At 67.1% G+C, this 18,771-nt stretch carries 16 protein-coding genes; 9 read left to right on the top strand and 7 right to left on the bottom strand.

Annotation, left to right across the window (positions count from 1 at the left end; all coding sequences use genetic code 11):
* Positions 1–5: 5 nt before the first annotated feature.
* Positions 6–212: a Flp family type IVb pilin gene (locus tag U4Z64_RS24810; RefSeq protein WP_044844309.1), complete on the bottom strand. Its 207-nt coding sequence runs from the start codon at positions 210–212 to the stop codon at positions 6–8.
* A 168-nt stretch (positions 213–380) separates the two neighbouring features.
* Positions 381–563, bottom strand: coding sequence for a Flp family type IVb pilin (locus tag U4Z64_RS24805; protein WP_011880534.1), 183 nt, complete (start codon positions 561–563; stop codon positions 381–383).
* Positions 564–1,613: 1,050 nt separating this feature from the next.
* On the opposite strand from U4Z64_RS24805, the gene U4Z64_RS24800 reads away from it, so the two are divergent.
* The 5 genes from U4Z64_RS24800 to U4Z64_RS24780 all read left to right on the top strand — a co-directional run bounded on the left by U4Z64_RS24800 (position 1,614) and on the right by U4Z64_RS24780 (position 7,289).
* Entirely contained in the window at positions 1,614–2,849 is a 1,236-nt protein-coding gene (locus U4Z64_RS24800) for a glycosyltransferase family 87 protein (protein ID WP_321811534.1), read from the top strand.
* The gene (locus U4Z64_RS24795) at positions 2,849–4,228 is read left to right on the top strand and encodes a glycosyltransferase family 87 protein (RefSeq protein ID WP_321821366.1); all 1,380 of its coding nucleotides are present in this window, start codon (positions 2,849–2,851) and stop codon (positions 4,226–4,228) included. Before U4Z64_RS24800 ends, U4Z64_RS24795 begins: the two co-directional genes overlap by 1 nt.
* Positions 4,229–4,251: 23 nt before the next feature.
* A complete protein-coding gene (locus U4Z64_RS24790) occupies positions 4,252–5,295 on the top strand; it encodes a glycosyltransferase family 2 protein (protein WP_044844312.1) in 1,044 nt (347 codons plus the stop codon).
* Between the two features lie 16 nt (positions 5,296–5,311).
* Positions 5,312–5,695, top strand: coding sequence for a GtrA family protein (locus tag U4Z64_RS24785; protein ID WP_124519900.1), 384 nt, complete (start codon positions 5,312–5,314; stop codon positions 5,693–5,695).
* A gap of 517 nt (positions 5,696–6,212) precedes the next feature.
* A complete protein-coding gene (locus U4Z64_RS24780; protein WP_321821422.1) occupies positions 6,213–7,289 on the top strand; it encodes an alpha/beta fold hydrolase in 1,077 nt (358 codons plus the stop codon).
* A 23-nt stretch (positions 7,290–7,312) separates the two neighbouring features.
* Here U4Z64_RS24780 and U4Z64_RS24775 read toward each other — a convergent pair whose 3' ends face one another.
* A complete protein-coding gene (locus U4Z64_RS24775) occupies positions 7,313–9,085 on the bottom strand; it encodes a histidine kinase (protein WP_321821365.1) in 1,773 nt (590 codons plus the stop codon).
* 81 nt (positions 9,086–9,166) lie between these two features.
* Positions 9,167–10,573: an HD domain-containing phosphohydrolase gene (locus tag U4Z64_RS24770; RefSeq protein ID WP_321821364.1), complete on the bottom strand. Its 1,407-nt coding sequence runs from the start codon at positions 10,571–10,573 to the stop codon at positions 9,167–9,169.
* Between U4Z64_RS24770 and U4Z64_RS24765 the strand changes: the two genes are divergently transcribed.
* Together U4Z64_RS24765 and U4Z64_RS24760 are read left to right on the top strand one after the other, a co-directional pair.
* Complete coding sequence (locus U4Z64_RS24765) at positions 10,572–10,817, top strand: hypothetical protein (protein WP_321821363.1); 246 nt, start codon at positions 10,572–10,574, stop codon at positions 10,815–10,817. The genes U4Z64_RS24770 and U4Z64_RS24765 overlap by 2 nt on opposite strands.
* On the top strand, positions 10,814–11,107 hold the full coding sequence (locus U4Z64_RS24760; RefSeq protein ID WP_044844322.1) for an antibiotic biosynthesis monooxygenase family protein: 294 nt from the start codon (positions 10,814–10,816) through the stop codon (positions 11,105–11,107). The genes U4Z64_RS24765 and U4Z64_RS24760 overlap by 4 nt, the downstream gene beginning before the upstream one ends.
* 98 nt (positions 11,108–11,205) lie before the next feature.
* Here U4Z64_RS24760 and U4Z64_RS24755 read toward each other — a convergent pair whose 3' ends face one another.
* Genes U4Z64_RS24755 through U4Z64_RS24745 form a run of 3 tightly spaced genes read right to left on the bottom strand, consistent with a single transcriptional unit; the run spans position 11,206 to position 14,933 of the window.
* Entirely contained in the window at positions 11,206–12,432 is a 1,227-nt protein-coding gene (locus tag U4Z64_RS24755; protein WP_321821362.1) for a porin, read from the bottom strand.
* A 60-nt stretch (positions 12,433–12,492) separates the two neighbouring features.
* Positions 12,493–13,818, bottom strand: coding sequence for an MFS transporter (locus U4Z64_RS24750; protein ID WP_321821361.1), 1,326 nt, complete (start codon positions 13,816–13,818; stop codon positions 12,493–12,495).
* Between the two features lie 53 nt (positions 13,819–13,871).
* Complete coding sequence (locus tag U4Z64_RS24745; RefSeq protein WP_321821360.1) at positions 13,872–14,933, bottom strand: lactonase family protein; 1,062 nt, start codon at positions 14,931–14,933, stop codon at positions 13,872–13,874.
* A 238-nt stretch (positions 14,934–15,171) separates the two neighbouring features.
* On the opposite strand from U4Z64_RS24745, the gene acnA reads away from it, so the two are divergent.
* Entirely contained in the window at positions 15,172–17,796 is a 2,625-nt protein-coding gene (gene acnA, locus U4Z64_RS24740; RefSeq protein WP_321821359.1) for an aconitate hydratase AcnA, read from the top strand.
* A gap of 38 nt (positions 17,797–17,834) precedes the next feature.
* Positions 17,835–18,728 (top strand): GntR family transcriptional regulator, encoded by an 894-nt coding sequence (locus tag U4Z64_RS24735; protein ID WP_321821421.1) that lies wholly within the window; start codon positions 17,835–17,837, stop codon positions 18,726–18,728.
* Positions 18,729–18,771 lie beyond the last annotated feature (43 nt).

Here is an 18,771-nt window from a genome sequence, read left to right as displayed (position 1 = left end):
CAGGATCACTGACCCAGTGCGGTATTCACCGCCGCGGTCACGATCGACGCGATCGCGTTGTACATGTCTTCAAGCGAACCCTTCAGTACGACCACGCTTCCCAGCACGATGGTGGCGAATACTGCCGCGATCAGCGCATATTCGATCGACGTCACCCCCTGCTCGTCGGCGATCCATCGCGATACCGCTACCGCACATCCCCTGGTCCGCATGACGACCTCCGATTCGGTTGATCAAGAGAGCGGGGGAGACTCGAGCAGTGCACCGGCCGAGTCATCCGCCGTTCGGTTCATTCGACATCCGTTGGTTGGGTGTCCGGCCCTGATCGAGCGACGGGATGACGACGAACGGGCCGGACTCACCGTTCGCCGCCCCGCCATTCAGATGGCCGCGTTGAGGTCGTCTGCGATCGTGTTGAACACGGTCTTGAGATCGTTTCCGACCAGCGTCAATGCTGCAACGAGGCCGACTGCGATCAGCGCGGCGATCAGGCCGTATTCGATGGCCGTCACACCTTGCTCGTCTTGGACGAAACCGCGGACTTTCTGGATGAACGTGGACATGGCTAATCTCCTTTCGCACTACTATTGAAATCCCGTTGTCGGGTATCGACGCGGGGAGCTGGCACTACCGGCACAACGGCACAACAAATGGATTCGGATGCGGTGCTCAGCGACGGACACGGCAGGGTACGAGCCTGGCCGGGCGAACGATTGTCGGTGGGCTGATGCGTGCGATATCCATGCGCGCTGCGATCTGGCGAATGGCGCGATCGAGCAGAGCGAGAACGGCGCAACGACCGCCCCGTGCATGGATACGGATTGAACGGATGACGCAAGCGCGTCGATGCTGCTGCGGATATGCTTCGCGGCATGCGAGCCGCGACGTGCTCTGGTCTTTCATTTTTATTCCCCAAATGCTGTCATGTGATTCTTGTTGCGCGGACGATGCCGTCGCCTATTCGCTCGGTCGACGTTTCCGGCGGTTTTCACGGCCTGGGCGGCGTATTCCCCGACGCGCCCTCGATCCGTTGCTTTCCGCAGGTGATTGAGTCCGGTCTTGTCAGCCTGTTGCTTCAACCGGTCGTTCATCAAGTCGTCGACTTTCGTGCGGACCATGACGCAAAGAGCAGGCCAGCCAGAAGGAAATCCAGACGCAGCAAGGGTTCCGGCGCCCCCCCCGTCAGTCGTGTTTCGGCGCGCTGCACAAAATGTTTCAGATTTGATATACGCACGCAGGCCGGCCCGGGATGCCGGCGGGGCGCCGCCGTGCTGTGCAAGGGCACCCAAAAATTTTCTCGGGATTTTCCCGAATCCATGCAGCCCGTCGCCCGACACGAATTCCGCACACCGCCGGACCGGCGAAAAACCCGGAATGTTTCAAGCGAGAAACATCATTTGCGCCGCTACGGTTTTCTCAGACGTGAAAACCCGGTTTTCCGCGCTGTCGCTGCCGAATCGATATCTCACGATTCAGCCCGCGGTTTGCGTCGCGCGATTTTTTCTCCAACAATGCATTCACCGGACAGCGCCATCGAACGCGATTCGATCCGGATACACAGCAACACAAAAAGGCTGCGGCAGAGAAGCAGCCTTCACCGCAAACGGGGCATCATGTACACAGCCAATCGTGGAGTGCGCTATCGCGCCAAACGCTGTGCTCAATGGCTGACAGCCGACCGGATCATTCCGTACAGCTGCATCATGCTGATGCTGTGTGTTGGATTCCTGATCACCTGGGGCTTCGTGACGGATGCCTTCACGTCACAGACCACCGCACGGCCGGGTGTCGACTTCTCCGTCTTCTGGACCGCGTCGCAGCTCGTGCTGCAAGGCAATGCCGCCGCGATCTACGATCCGGTCCTCTTCTCCCATGCCGAGGTAGCGCAATTCGGTGCCTACATTGGCCACCAGTCGCTGCCCTGGCTTTATCCGCCGACGATGCTGCTGTTCATCGCGCCGGTCGCCCTCGTGCCTTTCCTGCCCGCGTATTTCCTCTTTTTTGCGGGCAGTCTTTTATGCTATGCGTACGCAGTCCTGCGACTGTCGGGTCTGCGTGCGCACCTGCCCGCTCCGCGCGCCGCCGCGCTCGTCGTGCTCGCCTACTCGGGCGTGTTCGCGTCCGTCCTGTACGGGCAGAACAGCATCCTGACCGCCGGCATCGCCGCATTCGCGCTGCATTTCCTCGGCCGACGCCCGATCGTCGCCGGCGTGCTGATCGGGCTGCTCGCCATCAAGCCGCAACTGGCGGTGGTGTTTCCGTTCGTGCTGGTCGCGACCCGCTCGTGGCGCACCTTCGCGTCGGCAGCGATCACCACGGTGCTGTTCACCGTGGCCGGCATTGCGCTGACCGGCACCAGCTCCCTGCACGGCCTGGCTCAGGCGATGTCGATCGTGCGCGGCATGCATTTCACCCTTCCTGCCTACTGGTTCGTTTCGCCCACGACGTTCGCGGCGCTGCGGCTTGCGGGCGCATCGATTCCGGTCTCGCTCGCCGCCCAGGCCGCCGTCGGGCTGCTCGCAATCGCCGCCGCCGTCCAGGTGTGGCGTCGCACGGCCGACATTCGACTGCGCGGCGCGGCGCTGGTGATCGCCACGCTGTTGACGACCCCCTATCTGTGGCATTACGAACTCGCGTGGCTCGGCATCGCGTTCTTCTGCGTGATCGCCCACGGGCTCGACGAGGGCTGGCTGCCGGGAGACCAGATCGTGATCGTGCTCGCGTGGCTGCTGCCCATATTCGAGATATTCAACCGGATCACGAAGCTGCCGCAGATCGGCCCGGTCGTGCTGCTCGCCGTCCTGTTCGTCGTCGTGCGGCGCTCGACCCTTGCATCGGGGAATGCGTGATGAGATCGCCGCGCTCCCTTCTGCACGGCGATTCGGTGCTCGACGCACACCCGGAACTGCCGATCGCCGGCCCGCGCCGGTTCCCGCATTGGCTCAATCGCGATCGGGTACGCCTCTATGCGGCAGCGGTACTGCTGACCGAGTTGCTGTTCCTCTGCGTGTACCTCGTACGCGTGCATGCGTCGCATACGTCCGTGCCCGGGCCGCTCGCGCAGGATCTCGCGCCGATCTGGAGCGCTGCACGGCTCGCCGCGCACGGCCACGCGATCGACGCGTGGCATTTCCCGTCGCTCTTCGCGATCGAGAAACTCGCGATTCCGACGATGAATGCCGCGGACGGCTCGCTGCCGTGGCTCTACCCGCCCACCATGCTGCTGTTCGTGCTGCCGCTCGGCTGGCTGCCGTACATGTTCGCGCTCGTCCTGTGGATCGGCGTCGCCTACGCGCTGTTCGCGGTGACGATCCGCGCGACCGTGCAGCGCGATGCGGCGCTGCTCTGCGCGCTCGCCTTCCCCGGCGCGTTTCTCACGGTGATCGTCGGGCAGACGAGCCTCCTGAGCGCGACGCTCGCCGGCTGCGGGCTGCTGATGCTGAATCGTCGTCCCGTCATCGCCGGTATCTGCTTCGGATTGCTGACGATGAAGCCGCAAATGGCGATCCTGTTCCCGCTCGCGCTGCTGTGCGCCGCTCAATGGCGCGCGCTGGCCGCGTGGGCGGCAACGATCGCCGGCGGCTTCGCGCTGTCTACGCTCGCGTTCGGCCTCGGCGCGTGGTTCGCATTCGCACACGGAATTCACGACGCAGCGCAGCTCGTCGGCGCCGGCCACGCACGGCTCGCGCGCATGCCGACCGTCTTCGCGCTCGCCACCCTCGCCGGCTGGCCCGCCTACGTCGCGCGCGGCCTGCAGCTGCTGTCGGCCGCGACCGCCTTGATCGTCGTCGTGTACTCATGGCGCGGCGCGTGTTCGTATGCGCTGCGCGCCGCGACCGTCGCGTGCGCGTCCCTGATCGTCAGCCCCTATCTGTACGACTACGACCTGACCTGGTACGGGCTCGTGATCGCATGGTACGCACGCTATGCGTGGACGCACGGCTGGCGGCGCTTCGATCGCGAATGGCTGCTGCTGATGTGGGTGATGCCGCTCGCCGGCCTCGTGCTGGTGCCGCATCTGTCGTTCCAGTTCATGCCGCTGGTCACACTGGCCTCGCTGGCACTGCTCGTCAGCCGGATTGCACAAGAAAGGCACGACGTGCCGTCGATGCCCGACGCACGCGACAACTCGACCGAGACCGGCTTCCCGCATCCGGTCCGCTCACACCACCGCCCGGCGCACGGACTGCGCCGCAGCGGCCGCCCGACCTTCGGCGTCGGCCGCTGACACGTCATCACAGGGGACCCATCATGCGCGAACCGCTCTACACACCGCTCGTCTCGCTGGTCGTACCGTTCTACAACGAAGGCGAAGCCGTCGAACGCTTCTTCGACGTCGTGATCCCGCTGATGGCCAGCCTCGACGCGATCCGCTTCGAGATCGTCTGCGTGAACGACGGCAGCCGCGACGACACGCTCGACCGCCTGATCCGCGCGAGCCTGAACGACCGCCGTGTGCGCGTGATCGATCTCACGCGCAACTTCGGCAAGGAAGCGGCGCTGACCGCCGGTCTCGACGAAGCGGCCGGCGACGCGGTGATCCCGCTCGACGCCGACCTGCAGGATCCGCCGAGCCTGATTCCGGTGATGCTCGAGCACTGGCGCGACGGCGCGGAAGTCGTCGCCGCGAAGCGCAGCAACCGCGCGTGCGATTCGTTCGCGAAGCGCACCGCCGCCGCGATCTACTATCGCGTGCACAACGTGCTGTCGGACGTGAAGCTGCCGGAGAACGTCGGCGACTTCCGGCTGATGGACCGCAAGGTCGTGAACGCGCTGCGCAGCCTGCCCGAGCGCCATCGCTTCATGAAGGGGCTGTTCGCATGGGTCGGCTACCGGACCGTGATCGTCGAGTACCAGCGCGACGCGCGCAGCGCCGGGCATTCGAAGTTCTCCGGATGGAAGCTGTGGAATTTCGCGATCGAAGGAATCACGAGCTTCAGCACCGTGCCGCTGCGCAGCTGGACCTACATCGGCCTCGGCATCGCCGCGCTCGCGTTCCTCTACGGCGCGTTCATCGTGGGACGCACGCTGCTGTTCGGCAATCCGGTGCACGGCTACGCGTCGCTGCTGTCGGTCGTGCTGTTCATCGGCGGCATCGAGCTCATCGGCATCGGCGTGGTCGGCGAATATATCGGGCGCATCTACGACGAATCGAAGCAGCGTCCCGTCTATCTGATCCGCCGCCGCTACCAGACGCAAGGCAAGGTGGTCGAGCTGCCGGTCGCGCGCGATACGCGCCGCGCGGCCGCACGCCGCCGCGTCCAGCCGGCCCGCATGCGGGTCGGCGCCCGCTGAATCGGTGCAGCCTGCGATGTTTGCACTGCTCTACGCCGAGCGCGTGCGGCTGGCGCGCTTCGGCCTGTCCGGGCTCTGCTCGACCGCGCTGCACGTGCTGATCGCGTCCGCGCTGTACGCGCTGTTCGATGCGACGCAAGTGATCGCGAACGCCGTCGCGTTCGTCGGCGCGACGGCGTTCTCGTATCTCGCGAATACGCTGTGGAGCTTCTCGTCGACGGTGCACTCGCGCAACCTGGTGCGCTATCTGACCGTGGCGCTGGCCGGCTTCGCCGAAACGATGGCGCTCGCGCGCGCCGCCGAACTGCTCGACGTACCGCGCGGCTGGGCCATCGTCGCGATCGCGCTGCTGATCCCGCCGACGATGTTCGTACTGCACCGGGTGTGGACGTATCGGTGAATCCTTCACGCCGGCATCGCGACATGTGATTCAGGCGATTGCAAACGCGCAATCGATACAAGGTCCGCCGGCGCGGCCGGCTGCATGCCGTCGTGACATCGATCGCCGAGCCATTCCACGCATCGCGACGAACGCATCCGCATCGGATTGCGTCGTCGGGGAGCAGGCCCGGTTCATCGCGAAGCCGGTCGCCGGATGCGCATGGACGATGTCGAGCATCGCGTTCGGGACGGCCCGTGGTAGGGTCGAAGCATTCATCGATCCGTCACGGAACCATCGCACCCGAGACGAGCGATGCCTGCTAGCATGGCGCGTGGCCTGCCCGAATCGCGAGGCTGCCGGCAAACATGTCGCGCGGCGGTGCGGGTCGCGCCGTCGCATCCGTGTCGGTCATGCCGCGGCACGTCGACGCGGACGCTTCCCGCGGCACGCATCGTGCGCCGCCATCATTCGCCTTCCACCCGACGGCCGGCTTCGCCGCATGCTGTCGCGCGCGCCGCCGGCACGAGATCCGTCCATGCCCAGGAAAAAATCCAGCCTCTGGCTACGGCCTTTCGACCTGTTGACCGCCGCGACGCGCGCGCGGCCCAAAAGGAAGACCGCCAAGCCGGCGCCATCGGCGAAACGCCCCGCCACCGCACGCACCACGCGTCAGGCCCGCGCACCGGCGCCCGCCGCCCGCACATCGCCGCGCCAGGCACCGGGCACGTGGCTGCGCTCGTTTCATTCCGCGCGCCCCGCCGCCGGCCAGCTCGTCAACCATCTTGCGTACGCGCTGTACCTGCCCGCCGTACCGGCGACGACCGACGGCCTGCCCGTCGTCGTCATGCTGCACGGCTGCAAGCAGACCGCCGAGTCGTTCGCCGCTGGCACCCGTATTTGCCGCGTCGCGGAGCGCGCCGGATTTGCCGTGCTGTTTCCCGAACAGGCGAAGACCGCCCACGCCCATCGCTGCTGGAACTGGCATGGCGATGCGTCGCAGTCGGAGGCCCCGGCGATCGCATCGCTCGTCGACGCGATCGTGCGGGAGCGCGGGTTCGATCGCGACCGTGTCTATCTGGCCGGCATCTCGGCCGGCGCCGGGCTGGCCGCGCGTCTGGCGCTCGACTTTCCCGATCGCTTCGCGGCCGTCGGCCTGCACTCCGGGCCGGCCATCGCGCCGCCGTTGTCGACGATGGCCGCGATGAGCCTGATGCGCCGCGGTCTGCGCGACGATCCGATACGCGTCGTCGATGCCTGCGTCGACGGGCGCGCTTATCCGGGCATGCCGGCACTCGTCGTGCACGGCGGACTCGATGCGGTCGTCGCCGAGCAGAATGCACGGCAGCTGGGAGTCGCGTTCGCGCGGATCAATCGGCTCGTCGACGCACAGGGTGAGCTGCGCGTCGGCGAGCAACATACGTACGCGCACGACGATGCGGATTACACCGACTATCTGCGCGGCGGCACGCTGATCGTGCGGGTCTGCATCGTGCGCCGCCTGGCGCACGCGTGGAGCGGCGGCGATCCGCGCGAAGCATTCCACTCCGCGACCGGGCCGGACGCGACCGCGATGTTCTGGAATTTCTTTCGAAGGCGGCGGCGCAAGCGGTAGCTGAGCGACGCGTCGCCTGTCATTCACACGCGTTGCCCGACTGCCGCCGCCGCGTCCGCATGGCCCTGCGCGCGCCGGATCGGCAGTCGAACGCGGAACGTCGTGCCGCGCCCCGGCTCGCTCGTCACGTCGATTGTGCCGCGATGACGCTCGACGATCCCGTGCGACACCGACAACCCGAGCCCCGTTCCCTGCCCGACCGGCTTCGTCGTGAAGAACGGATCGAAGATCCGCCGGACGATATCTGGCGTCATGCCGGTTCCGGTATCGCTGATCGCGATCGACACCTGCTCGCCGTCGCTCGACGTGCGGATCGTAATCACGCCGCGCGTCGGCATCGCATGCGCCGCGTTGACGAGCAGGTTCATGAACACCTGGTTCAGCTGCGACGGAAGACATTCGACCAGCGGCAGGTCGCCGTACTCGCGCACGATGTCGGCCTTGTACTTGAGTTCGTTGTGGACGACGTTGAGCGTGCTCTCGAGGCCCGCGTGGATATCGGCCACGCTCCACTCGCCGCTGCCCGGCCGCGAGAAATCGCGCAAGTCCTGCACGATCCGGCGCACGCGCACCGCGCCGTCGATCGATTCGTCGATCAGCGTCACGATCTCGTCGCGCACGTAGTCGAGATCGGCCGCGCCGCGCAGCGCCGTCAGCGCGTCGCGCGCCGCGGGTTCGAGCTGCGGCAGCGCGGCTTCGTGCGCGGCGATCACGTCGAGCAGGCTGCGCACCCATGTCCTCAGCGTATTGAGGTTCGCGCTGATGAAGCCGATCGGATTGTTGATCTCGTGCGCGACGCCGGCCGCGAGCTGGCCGATCGACGCGAGTTTTTCCGATTGCAGCAGCTGCACGTGGGTTTCCTCGAGCGCGCGCAGCAGGCGCCGCTGTTCGTCCTTCTCCTGTTCGAGCCGACTCTGCGCCGCGCGGCGCTCGTCGATCTCGCTCGCCATGTTCTCGCGCGTGCGTTGCAGCATCGCCGTCGTCTGCTCGTAGCGCCGCAACGCCGTTTCGAGTTCGGCGGTACGCAATCGCACCAGCCGTTCGAGCGTGTCCGTCATGCCGCGCAGAAAGGTTGTGCGCGCATCGAAGCGGCAGACGAGCAGCGTGACGATCAGCGTCGCCGTCGTGAACAGCGCGATGGTCGTCGCGAGCCACGGCGCGTCGATGCCGTTCGCGGCGCCGCAGCGCGCGTCCGGCGCGAAATGCGCGGCCGCCATCGCCGTGTAGTGCATGCCCGTGATCGCGATGCCCATGATCAGCGCGGCGCCGATGCGTTGCGCGGTCGCATGGCGCGCCTGTTGCGCGCGCAACGTCTGCGCCATCCAGAGCGCGGCGGTCGACGCGATCACGGCCACGCCGATCGATGCCGCGAACAGCACGGGCTCGTAGCGAATGCCCGGCGCCATGCGCATCGCGGCCATGCCCGTGTAATGCATCCCGACGATCCCGGCGCCCATCAGCGCGCCGCCCGCGAGCAGGTGCCGGCGGCTCAACCGCGCACGCGTGACGACGTTCAGCGCGAAATACGACACGAGCACCGCGATCGCGAGCGACGCGCCGGTATCCGGCAGCGCATAACCGAGCGGAATCGGCAGCGACAGCGCCAGCATCCCGACGAAGTGCATCGACCAGATTCCGGTGCCCATCGCGGCCGCGCCGCCGGCCAGCCACGCGCGCTTGAGCCGCGGGTCGTCGAGCAGCGAGATGAACGCCGCCAGGTCGAGCGCCGTATAGGAGGCCAGTGTCGCGATGACGAGCGACAGCAGGACCAGCAGCAGGTTATAGGTGCCATGCATGATCGGCGTCCCGGTCGAAATGAACGCGGTGCCGCGGCGCGCGGTCGCGCGCCCGCCGCGGCGGTGCGGCCCCGCGCAGCGTCACGCGGGCGGCGCGGCGGCGCTCGCCTGCGTCGACGCGGCCGCGCCGGTCTGCACGAGAATGTCGAACGACGTGCCCTCGCGTGCTTCGAAGCGCCGCACGAGCTCGATCTGGTGCGCCGACATCACGCTGCCCTTCGTCATCAGCAGCACGCCGCGATGCGTGCGCAGATCGTCGGCGAGCTGCATCCCTTCGCGCAGTTGTTCGGACCGGATCTCCGCGACGGACGCCGCGATGCGCAGGCTCGCCGGATCCCGCACCAGCTCGATGAAGCGCGCGACGAGCAGCGGGTCGTAACGCACGCCGGCCTGCGAATGCAGCACGTCGATCGCCTGTTCGACCGAATGCGGCGAGCCGATCTCGCCGTTTCGCAACCCCTCGAAATCGCGCGCGATCGCGACGATCCGCGAGCCGAGCGGGATCGCGTCGCCCGCCAGGCCGTCGGGCGTGCCGCGGCCGTTGAAGCGCTCGTACTGATGCAGCACGATCGACGCGACCTTGTGCAGCTGCGCGACCGGCGTGAGCACCATCTGCGCGCGCAGCGGATGCTGCTGGAACAGGCTGTGTTCGTCGGTCGTCATCTTGACGAGCGGCTTGTGCAGCAGTTCGTCGGGCAGCGACAGCTTGCCGATGCCGTGCAGCAGTCCCGCGTAATACACGTCCTGCGCGTGCAGGCTGCTCATCCCGGCCGACAACGCGAGACGGCGCGCGATTTCGCCCACGCGCATCGCATGGCCGCTCGCCGATCCGCAGCGCATTTCGATCATGCTCGCGCAGACCTGGACCATCGCGGTGAAACTGCTTTTCAGGTCGTGCTGCGCGGCTTCGAGAAACATCACGGTTTGGCCGAGTTCCTCGGTGCGCGCGCGCACCTGCGTTTCGAGTTCCGTATTGAAGCGGCGCAGCGCTTCGTTCTGCGCTTCGGTCAGCGCGGCCAGCCGCGCGGCTTCGCCGCGCAGGCGCCGCTGCTCGAGCGCCTGCTCGAGGGTCATCAGCAGGTCGTGATCGTCCCACGGCTTGTTCAGGTAGCGATACACGCCGCCTTCGTTGACGGCCGCCACGATCGATGCGATGTCGGAATAGCCGGTCAGCAGGATGCGCATCGTGTCCGGATACAGCGCGCGGGCGCGGGCGAGAAACGACGCGCCGCTCATGGTCGGCATGCGCATGTCGGACACGATCAGGTCGACTTCGGTCGACGCGAGGATCTCGAGCGCGGCTTCGCCGCTTTCGGCGGTCAGGATCTGGTAGCGCGCAGGCCGCAGCACGCGCCGCAGCGCGGACAGCACGCTCGGCTCGTCGTCGACCAGCAGGATCGACGGCGCGGCGGCGGGGGTGTCGGATGCGGCGTCGGCGATCGATTCGGGTGGTGTAACGTTCGTTCCGTTTGTCGCGGATGTCGTCATGGCAGGCCTCGGATTGTTTATCTTCACCACCTCTGTGACATCGGCGCGTGCCGCGTATTCCGTATTGGGGAAAACGCTGATTCGTATGAACCGAAGCGGCACGCGACGCACGACAGGCAGCGCGCGAGCCAGTCATCCGGAACGCGTGATGCCGACTTCCGGTATCGTTGCGGGACGCGTCGATCGCGGCGCCCCGTCGCATCGCGATCCGTTCGCCTCATTCACCCCACAGGAGCATTCATGATTCTGGAAATGGCATCGCTCGAAATCGATCCGTCGCAGGCCGAGCCATTCGAGGCGGCGGTTCGCCAGGCCCTCCCGCTGTTCGCCCGCGCTCGCGGCTGCGGCGGCGCCGAGCTGCATCGCGTGATCGAGCGCAGCGGCGGCTACCTGCTCGTCGTCAAGTGGGACAGCGTCGACGATCACATGGTGCATTTCCGGCAGTCGGACGACTTCCAGGCGTGGCGGCAGCTGGCGGGCCCGTTCTTCAAGAGCCCGCCGCAGGTCGTGCATACGGAAGTTGCGGTGAAGTAAGCGCCACCATCAAAACGGGTCGGGCAAACGCCCGACCCGTGTCACCCGCGCGCTGCCGCAACCCGGGCCTGCACGCGCCGCTCCAGCCGCCGCTCCGTTCAGAACCGGTGACGCAACCCGATCCGCAATGAAACCTGCCTGTCGGTCGCGGACGGTGTCAATCCGGTGATCTGCGCAACCGCCGGCTGTCCGAGCGAATCCGTCCCGCTCGCCTTCTCGAACACGGCCACCGTATAAACGTCCGTGCGCTTCGACAGGAAATAATCGACACCCGCGCTGAACAGGTGGTAGTTCGCGCCGCCCTTGCCGCCGGCACCGCCGTTCCTCGTATAGTCGTAGGCGACACCGGCCAGCAGCGACGGCGTGAACTGATATTTCGCGTTGATCTCGACGTTGTTGAACGCCGCGGTGCCCGCGTAGCGCAGCGCATTCGGCCCCGACGCAGAGCCCAGCCCCGCGAAGCGCGTATTCGAATACGCGAGATTGACGCTGAGTGCGGCCAGCGTCACACCGGCGCCCACGCCGGCGATTTGGAGCCGGTTCGCGGACGCATAGCCGGCGAACACGGGATTGCTCTCCGGCGCGGTCGCGCTGCCTGCGCTGCCGAGGTTGTTGCTCGTCGCCGGGCCGGCATTCGGATTCGCGCCGAAGAACGACGTGTTCGGGTTCCGGACGTTCAGGTAGCCCGCACCGATCGAAAACGGCCCCGCCGCATACGACGCGCCGGCGCCCCAGATCCAGTTGGTCGAGAACGATCCGGCCGTGCCGCCGAGATTCATCAACGCTTCGACCGTCAGCCCGCGATAGCTTGCGCTGCGAAACTTGATCGAATTGTTGATGCGCCGCGTGTTCAATGCATTGTCGAGGTCGCCCGGATGCGAGGTCATGTAGCCGCCCCACTGCGGCGCAGCGAGAAACGGCCCGTAAAAGTCGACGACGGGATCGTACTGGCGCCCGAGCGTGACCGTGCCGACCGGATGGCTCAAGCCGACATACGCCTGCCGGCCGAACATCGCGCCGCCCTGGTTCAGCACGCCGTTGTTGCTGTAGAAACCGCTCTCCAGCACGAACAGCGCCTTGAGACCGCCGCCAAGATCCTCGCTGCCCTTGAGCCCCCAGCGGCTCCCCTGCAGGCCGGCCGACCCGCCTTCGATCATCGCGATCTGACGGCTGCCGACCGGGCCAGCCGCCGTCCGCGCCGTCTGCACGTTGCTGGTGTAATTGATGCCGCTGTCTACGATCCCGTACAGCGTCACGCTGCTTTGCGCCAGTGCGATCGCCGGCACTGAATTCAGTACAACCAAGCAAACTGAAAACTTCTTCATCAATCGATCTCCTTCATTTGTTATATGCCCCGGCTCGCCGCCGGAATGCGCGTCATCGTTTCAATGGGTCTGGTTCACCACATCCGACGGTGTGTCGGTGGCCGGTTCTTCGCGAACCCGAATGAAGAACGTCATCAGGAACGACACGACGAGCAGCGCCGCGAGAAACAGCAGCCCCGGCGTCGTCCTCTGCCCCGCGCCCTTGACGAAGCCGATCATGAACGGCCCGACGAAACCGCCGAGGTTGCCGATCGAGTTGATCACCGCGATCGACACGGCCGCCGTAGAGCGGCTGAGAAACAGCGTCGGCAGCGCCCAGAACGGCGACTTGAACGCATAGAGCCCTGCGAGGCTCACGCAGATCATCGCGATCGACACGTACGGGTTCGTCGACAGCCCCGCGCCGAGCAGCGCCGCGGCGGCCACCGCAAGCGGGATCGCCGAATGCAGGCGCCGCTCGCGGCGCCGGTCCGAGCGGCGCGACCACATCACCATCGCGATCGTCGCGACCACGTACGGCACCGTCGCGATGAGTCCGATCTCGGTATGCGTGAGCGTCGACGCGAAACCCTTGATGATCTGCGGCATCCAGTAGCCGACGCCGAGGCTGCCGCACTGGTACACGAAGTAGATGAACGACAGGTACAGCACCTTCGGGTTCGTCATCGTCTTCAGCGAGCTCAGGTGCTGCGCAAGCGGCCGCGCCTTGCGGTCGTTGTCGAGCTCGTTCAGCAGCCACGCGCGCTCGGCCGGCGTGAGCCACTTCGCGTCGCCGGGGCGGTCGGTCAGGTACAGGAAGCACAGGACGCCGCCGATCAGCGCGGGCGCGCCTTCGAGCACCAGCATCCAGCGCCAGCCGCTCCACTGGAACCAGTGGACGTGATCCATGATCCACGTCGACAGCGGCGCGCCGATGATGTACGACACCGGAATCGCGGCCGTGAACAGCGCGACGGTTGTCGCGAGCTCCTTCGCGCGGAACCAGTAGGTCAGGTACACGATGATGCCGGGGAAGAAGCCCGCTTCGGCCACGCCGAGCAGGAACCGCAGCACGTAGAGCTGCGTCGCGTCCTGCACGAACGCGGAGACCACCGACACGACGCCCCACGTCACGAGGATCCGCGCGATCCACACGCGGGCGCCGAACTTGTTGAGCATCACGTTGCTGGGCACTTCGAACAGGAAGTAGCCGATGAAGAAGATGCCCGACGCGAAGCCGAACGCCTCGCTCGACAGCGCGAGTTCCTTGTTCATCTGCAATGCCGCGTAGCCGATGTTCGCGCGGTCGAGATACGACACGATGTAGAGGACGAACACGAACGGGATGATGCGCCGCGCGATCTTGCGCACCAGCGCGCGTTCGTCGATAGGGGTGTGTTGATTCATGAATGTGCGCCGGCGGACCTGCCGCCGGCTGTCTCCTGATGGGGCGGGAAGGATTACGCGCGATGTGCCGAGAACACCATGCAGACCGGGCTGCCCGACGCGACCGAAAAGCCGGTCGGCTTGAGGCGCCCCGTCGCGGCATCGATCGCGAACGCGACGATGCTGTCGCTGTCCTCGTTCAGCGCGTACATGAAGCGGCCGTCCGGCGTGCCCGTCATGAAGCGCGGCGTGCGGCCGCCAGCCGGCTCGGCCGCGACGAACGCGAGATGGCCGCTGGCCGGATCGATGCGGAACACGGCGATGCTGTCGTCGCCGCGATTCGACGCATAGACGAAACGCCCCGCCGGATCGACTTCGATTTCCGATGCGCGGCTGTTGCCGGTGTACGTATCGGGCAGCGACGACACGATCTGCACCGGCGTCAGCGCGCCGTTCGACGACGTGTATCGATAGGTCGTGACGGTCGAGTCGAGTTCGTTGACGACATACGCGAGCGCGCCGTTCGGATGGAACGCGACGTGCCGCGGGCCGGCCGTCTCGCGCGTGACGACGAACGCCGGCTCGGCCGGCGTGAGCCGCCCGTCCCGGAAGCGGAACGTGAACACGCGGTCGAGGCCCTTGTCCGGCACGATCACGAATTGCCCGCTCGGGTCGAACGGATTGAAGTGCGGCTTCGCCTGCTTCTGCTCGACGCGGTGCGGGCCGATCGGGCCGTCGAGCGCGACAAGCTGCGTGACTGCCTGCAGCGTGCCGTCCGCAGCGATCGGCAGCACCGCGACGCTCGCGCCGATGTGATTCGACACGACCACGTAGCGGCCGGTCGGGTCGATCGCGAGATGCACGGGGTTCTTGCCCTGCGTGCTCTGCCGGTTCAGGAACGTGAGCTTGCCGGTGGCCCGGTCGACCCTGAATGCGCTGATGTCGCTGAGGTCGCCGTGCACGGTGTACAGGTGTTCGCCGTTCGCGCTCAGCGCGAGGAACGACGGATTCACCAGATCCTTCACGAGCTGCACGAACTCGAGCGCGCCCGTCCCGGCGTCGACGTGATAGACGCTGATCCCGTCGCCGCGGGCGTTTCGTTCGCGCGTGGTGCGCGATCCGACGTAAGCAAACATGGGTGTTCTTCCTTTCAAAGCCTGCAGTGATTCGTCTGCAAAAACCGGCCGGGCGGCCGCGCCGAGGATCGCGAGCGCGCCGAGCGCCGCCGTGTGCCCGATCACGCGGCGGCGCAGCGGATCCGGTCCTGTTCCATCCGGGTCGTGGCCCGTTTTCGTCACGGTCGTCTCCTTGATGTTGGTATGTCGGGTTAGCACTAGATTGCATTTTTACTTGTTAAAGTGCAAAAATACAGTCATGGAAAACACCAACTCCCCCTCGCAAGCCGGGTTGACGGTCGATGGCGCGACGTACCGCTTCGTCGATCTCCCCGGCCAGTTCGGCGCCGCGCTGCGCGCCTTGCCCGTGGTGCTGCGCCTGCTGCTCGAAAACGTGATCCGCAACACCGACGGCGACGAGCGGCGGCAAGCGGTCGACGCGATCGTCGGCTGGACGCGCCGCGCCACGAGCGAAGCCGAAATCGCGTTCCAGCCGAACCGCGTGCTGATGCACGACACGACCAGCACGCCCGCGCTCGTCGATATCGCCGGCATGCGCGACGCGCTCGCCGAAGCGGGCGCGGACCCGGCGTCGCTGAACCCGGTCCTGCCCGTCGATTCGTCGGTCGACCATTCGCTGGCCGTCGAATACTTCGCGCGGCCGGACGCGGCGCCCGAGAACCTGAAGCTCGAACTGCGCCGCAACGCCGAGCGCTACCGATTCCTGCGCTGGGCGTCGAAGTCGCTGACGGGCGTGCGCATTCATCCGCCCGGCACGGGGATCATGCATACGATCAACCTCGAGCAGCTGGCGACGGTGGTCACGACGCTCGAGCGCGACGGCGAGCGCTGGGCCGTGCCCGACACGCTGATCGGCACCGACAGCCACACGCCGATGATCAACGGCATCGGCGTGCTCGGCTGGGGCGTCGGCGGCCTGGAGGCGCAGACGGTGATGTTCGGGATGCCGGTGATGCAGCGCATTCCCGACGTGATCGGCGTGCGGCTGACCGGCGCGTTGCGCGCGGGCGTGCTCGCGACCGATCTCGCGCTGACCGTCACGCAGCGGCTGCGCGCGATCGGCGTGTCGGGGGAATTCGTCGAGTTCTTCGGGCCGGGCGTGGCGACGCTGCGTGCCGGCGAGCGCGCGGTCGTCGCGAACATGGCGCCCGAATACGGCGCGACGACCGGCTTCTTCCCGGTCGACGGCAACACGCTCGACTACCTGCGCGCGACCGGTCGCAGCGCAGCGGCGGTCCGGCTCGTCGAAGCGTTCACGCGGCACGCGGGCCTGTGGTTCGACCCGGCGGCCGAGCCGCGCTACACGCGCACGATCGACATCGATCTCGCGACGATCGGCATGCACATTGCCGGGCCGCGCCGCCCGCAGGATCTGCTCGATCATGCGCAGACGGCCGCCGCGCTCGCGCCGCTCGGGTTCCAACCGGCGCATCCGCATCCGACGATGCCGAAGCATCCGGTCGCGATCGCCGCGATCACGAGCTGCACGAACACGTCCGATCCCGCGCTGCTGATCGCGGCCGGCCTCGTCGCGCGCAACGCGCGTGCGCTCGGGCTGAAGGTACCCGCCTGGGTGAAGACGTCGCTCGGCCCCGGCTCGCCGGCGGCGGCCGCGTATCTCGAACGGGCCGGACTGGTCGACGACCTGTCGGCGGTCGGCTTCGACATCGTCGGGTACGGCTGCACGACCTGCATCGGCAACTCGGGGCCGCTGACCGCGCCGATCCGCGCGGCGCTCGCCGACGCGGCGATCCGGCCGGTCGCGATGCTGTCCGGGAACCGCAATTTCCCGGGGCGCATCCACCCGGATCTCGACCTCGGCTTCATCATGTCGCCGCCGCTCGTGATCGCGTTCGCACTGGCCGGCGATGCGGAGATCGACGTGAGCCGCGATCCGCTGCAGCACACGGCCGACGGCCGCCCCGTGTATCTGCATGATCTGTGGCCCACGCGCGAAGCGGTCGACGAACTGACCGCCGCGGCCGCCGATCCGCACGACTATCCGCGCGCGTTCGCGCATGCGAGCGCAAATCCGGCCTGGCACGACCTCGACGCGCCCGACGGCGCGCGATTCCCGTGGGATCCGGCGTCGACCGCGCTGCGCCGGCCGCCGTTCGCGGCGGCGTCGCAGGGCAGCCAGCTCGGCTCGTACCGCGCGTATCCGCTGCTCGTGCTCGGCGACGACGTGACGACCGATCACATCTCGCCCGCGAGCGCGATTCCGAAGGACAGCTTCGTCGCCGATTTCCTGGTCTCGCGCGGCGACGATCGCGACGACCTGAACGTGTTCGCGTCACGGCGCGGCAACTGGGAAGTGATGGTGCGCGCCGCTTTCTATAACCGCACGCTCGTGAACCGGCTGCGCGACGGCATGCCGGTAGCGCATACGCTGCACGTGCCGAGCGGCGCCGTGCTGCCGATCTTCGAGGCGGCCGCGCGCTACGCACGGGACGGCGATCCGGTCGTGCTCGTCGCGGGCGAGCGCTACGGCACCGGTTCGTCGCGCGACTGGGCCGCGAAGGGCCAGCGGCTGCTCGGCATCCGCGCGGTGCTGGCGGCCAGCTTCGAGCGCATCCACCGTTCGAACCTGATCGGGATGGGCATCCTGCCGCTGCGCTTCGCCGCGGGCACGCATCCCGACACGCTCGCCCTCCGGCCAGGTGATAAGCTCGAGGTCGACGCGCCGGCCGATGCCCTGACGCCGCGCTGCGCGGTGCCCGTGCGGATCGTGCGTGCCGACGGGCGCGTCGAGCCCGTCGCCGCGACGGCCGCGGTCGAGACCCGTCTCGAATGCGAGCTGCTGCGCTCGGGCGGCGTGATCCCGCTGATATTGCAGAAGAACCTCGCGCCGCCGGCGGCTTGACACCGAAGCCGCCGGCGGCGCCCCGAATGCTCAATCCCATGATCGACCGCTCCATTGCGACCCAGATTGTCGAACTGATCAAGACGGAAGGACTCGACGCAGGCACGCACCTGCCCGCGCAGATGCTCGCCGATCGCCTGCGCGTGTCCCGTTCGCCCGTCAACGAGGCGCTCGCGCTGCTGCACGAAAAAGGCATCCTGACACGCGAGCGCAATCGCGGGTTCTTCGTCGCGAAGCCGGTGATCGAGCCGCTGTCGGACGTCGTCGACGAACTTGGGCTCGCCGAAGCGGACGTGGTGACGAGCGTGTATTTCCGGATCGCGGACGATCGCCTGAAGGGCGAACTGCCCGATGAATTTTCCGAACAGCTGATCCGCACGCGCTACGGGCTGACGAATGCGCAGCTCACTGCCGTGCTCGGCCGCATCGCGCAGGAAGGCTGGGCCGAGCGCAAGCCCGGCTACGGCTGGCAGTTCTCGCCGATGCTGACGACGCCGGACAGCCTGCTGAAATCGTACCGGCTACGCCTCGCGCTCGAACCGGCCGCGCTGCTGGAGCCCGGCTATCGGCTCGAACCGAAGGTGCTGGAGCGGTGTCGCGACGTCGAAAGGCATCTGCTCGCCGGCGGCATCGAGACCGACACCGCCGATCAGATGCACGAGCGCGGCGTGCGGTTCCACGAATCGCTCGTCGAAGCGTCGGGCAACAGCTTCTTCATCGACACGATCCGGCGCGTGAATCGCGTGCGCCGGCTGCTGTCGTATCGCTCGATGCAGGATCGCGAACGTTACGTCGAACATGCGAAGCAGCATCTGCACGTGCTCGAACTGCTCGAGCGCGAGCGCAACGAAGAAGCGTCGGAAGCATTGCGTCAACACCTGTTGCATACGCTCGATGCGCTGTCGCGCATCAGCGCCATTCTCAAACCCTGAGCGCCGGTGCAGCCGGCGCATCCGATTCCTCGCGAGCCCTTTC

This window comes from Burkholderia sp. BCC1996 (assembly GCF_905339955.1).
GTDB lineage: Bacteria > Pseudomonadota > Gammaproteobacteria > Burkholderiales > Burkholderiaceae > Burkholderia.
Note: the sequence above shows the minus strand (reverse complement) of the source record. Positions and strands in the feature narration are given on the sequence as shown.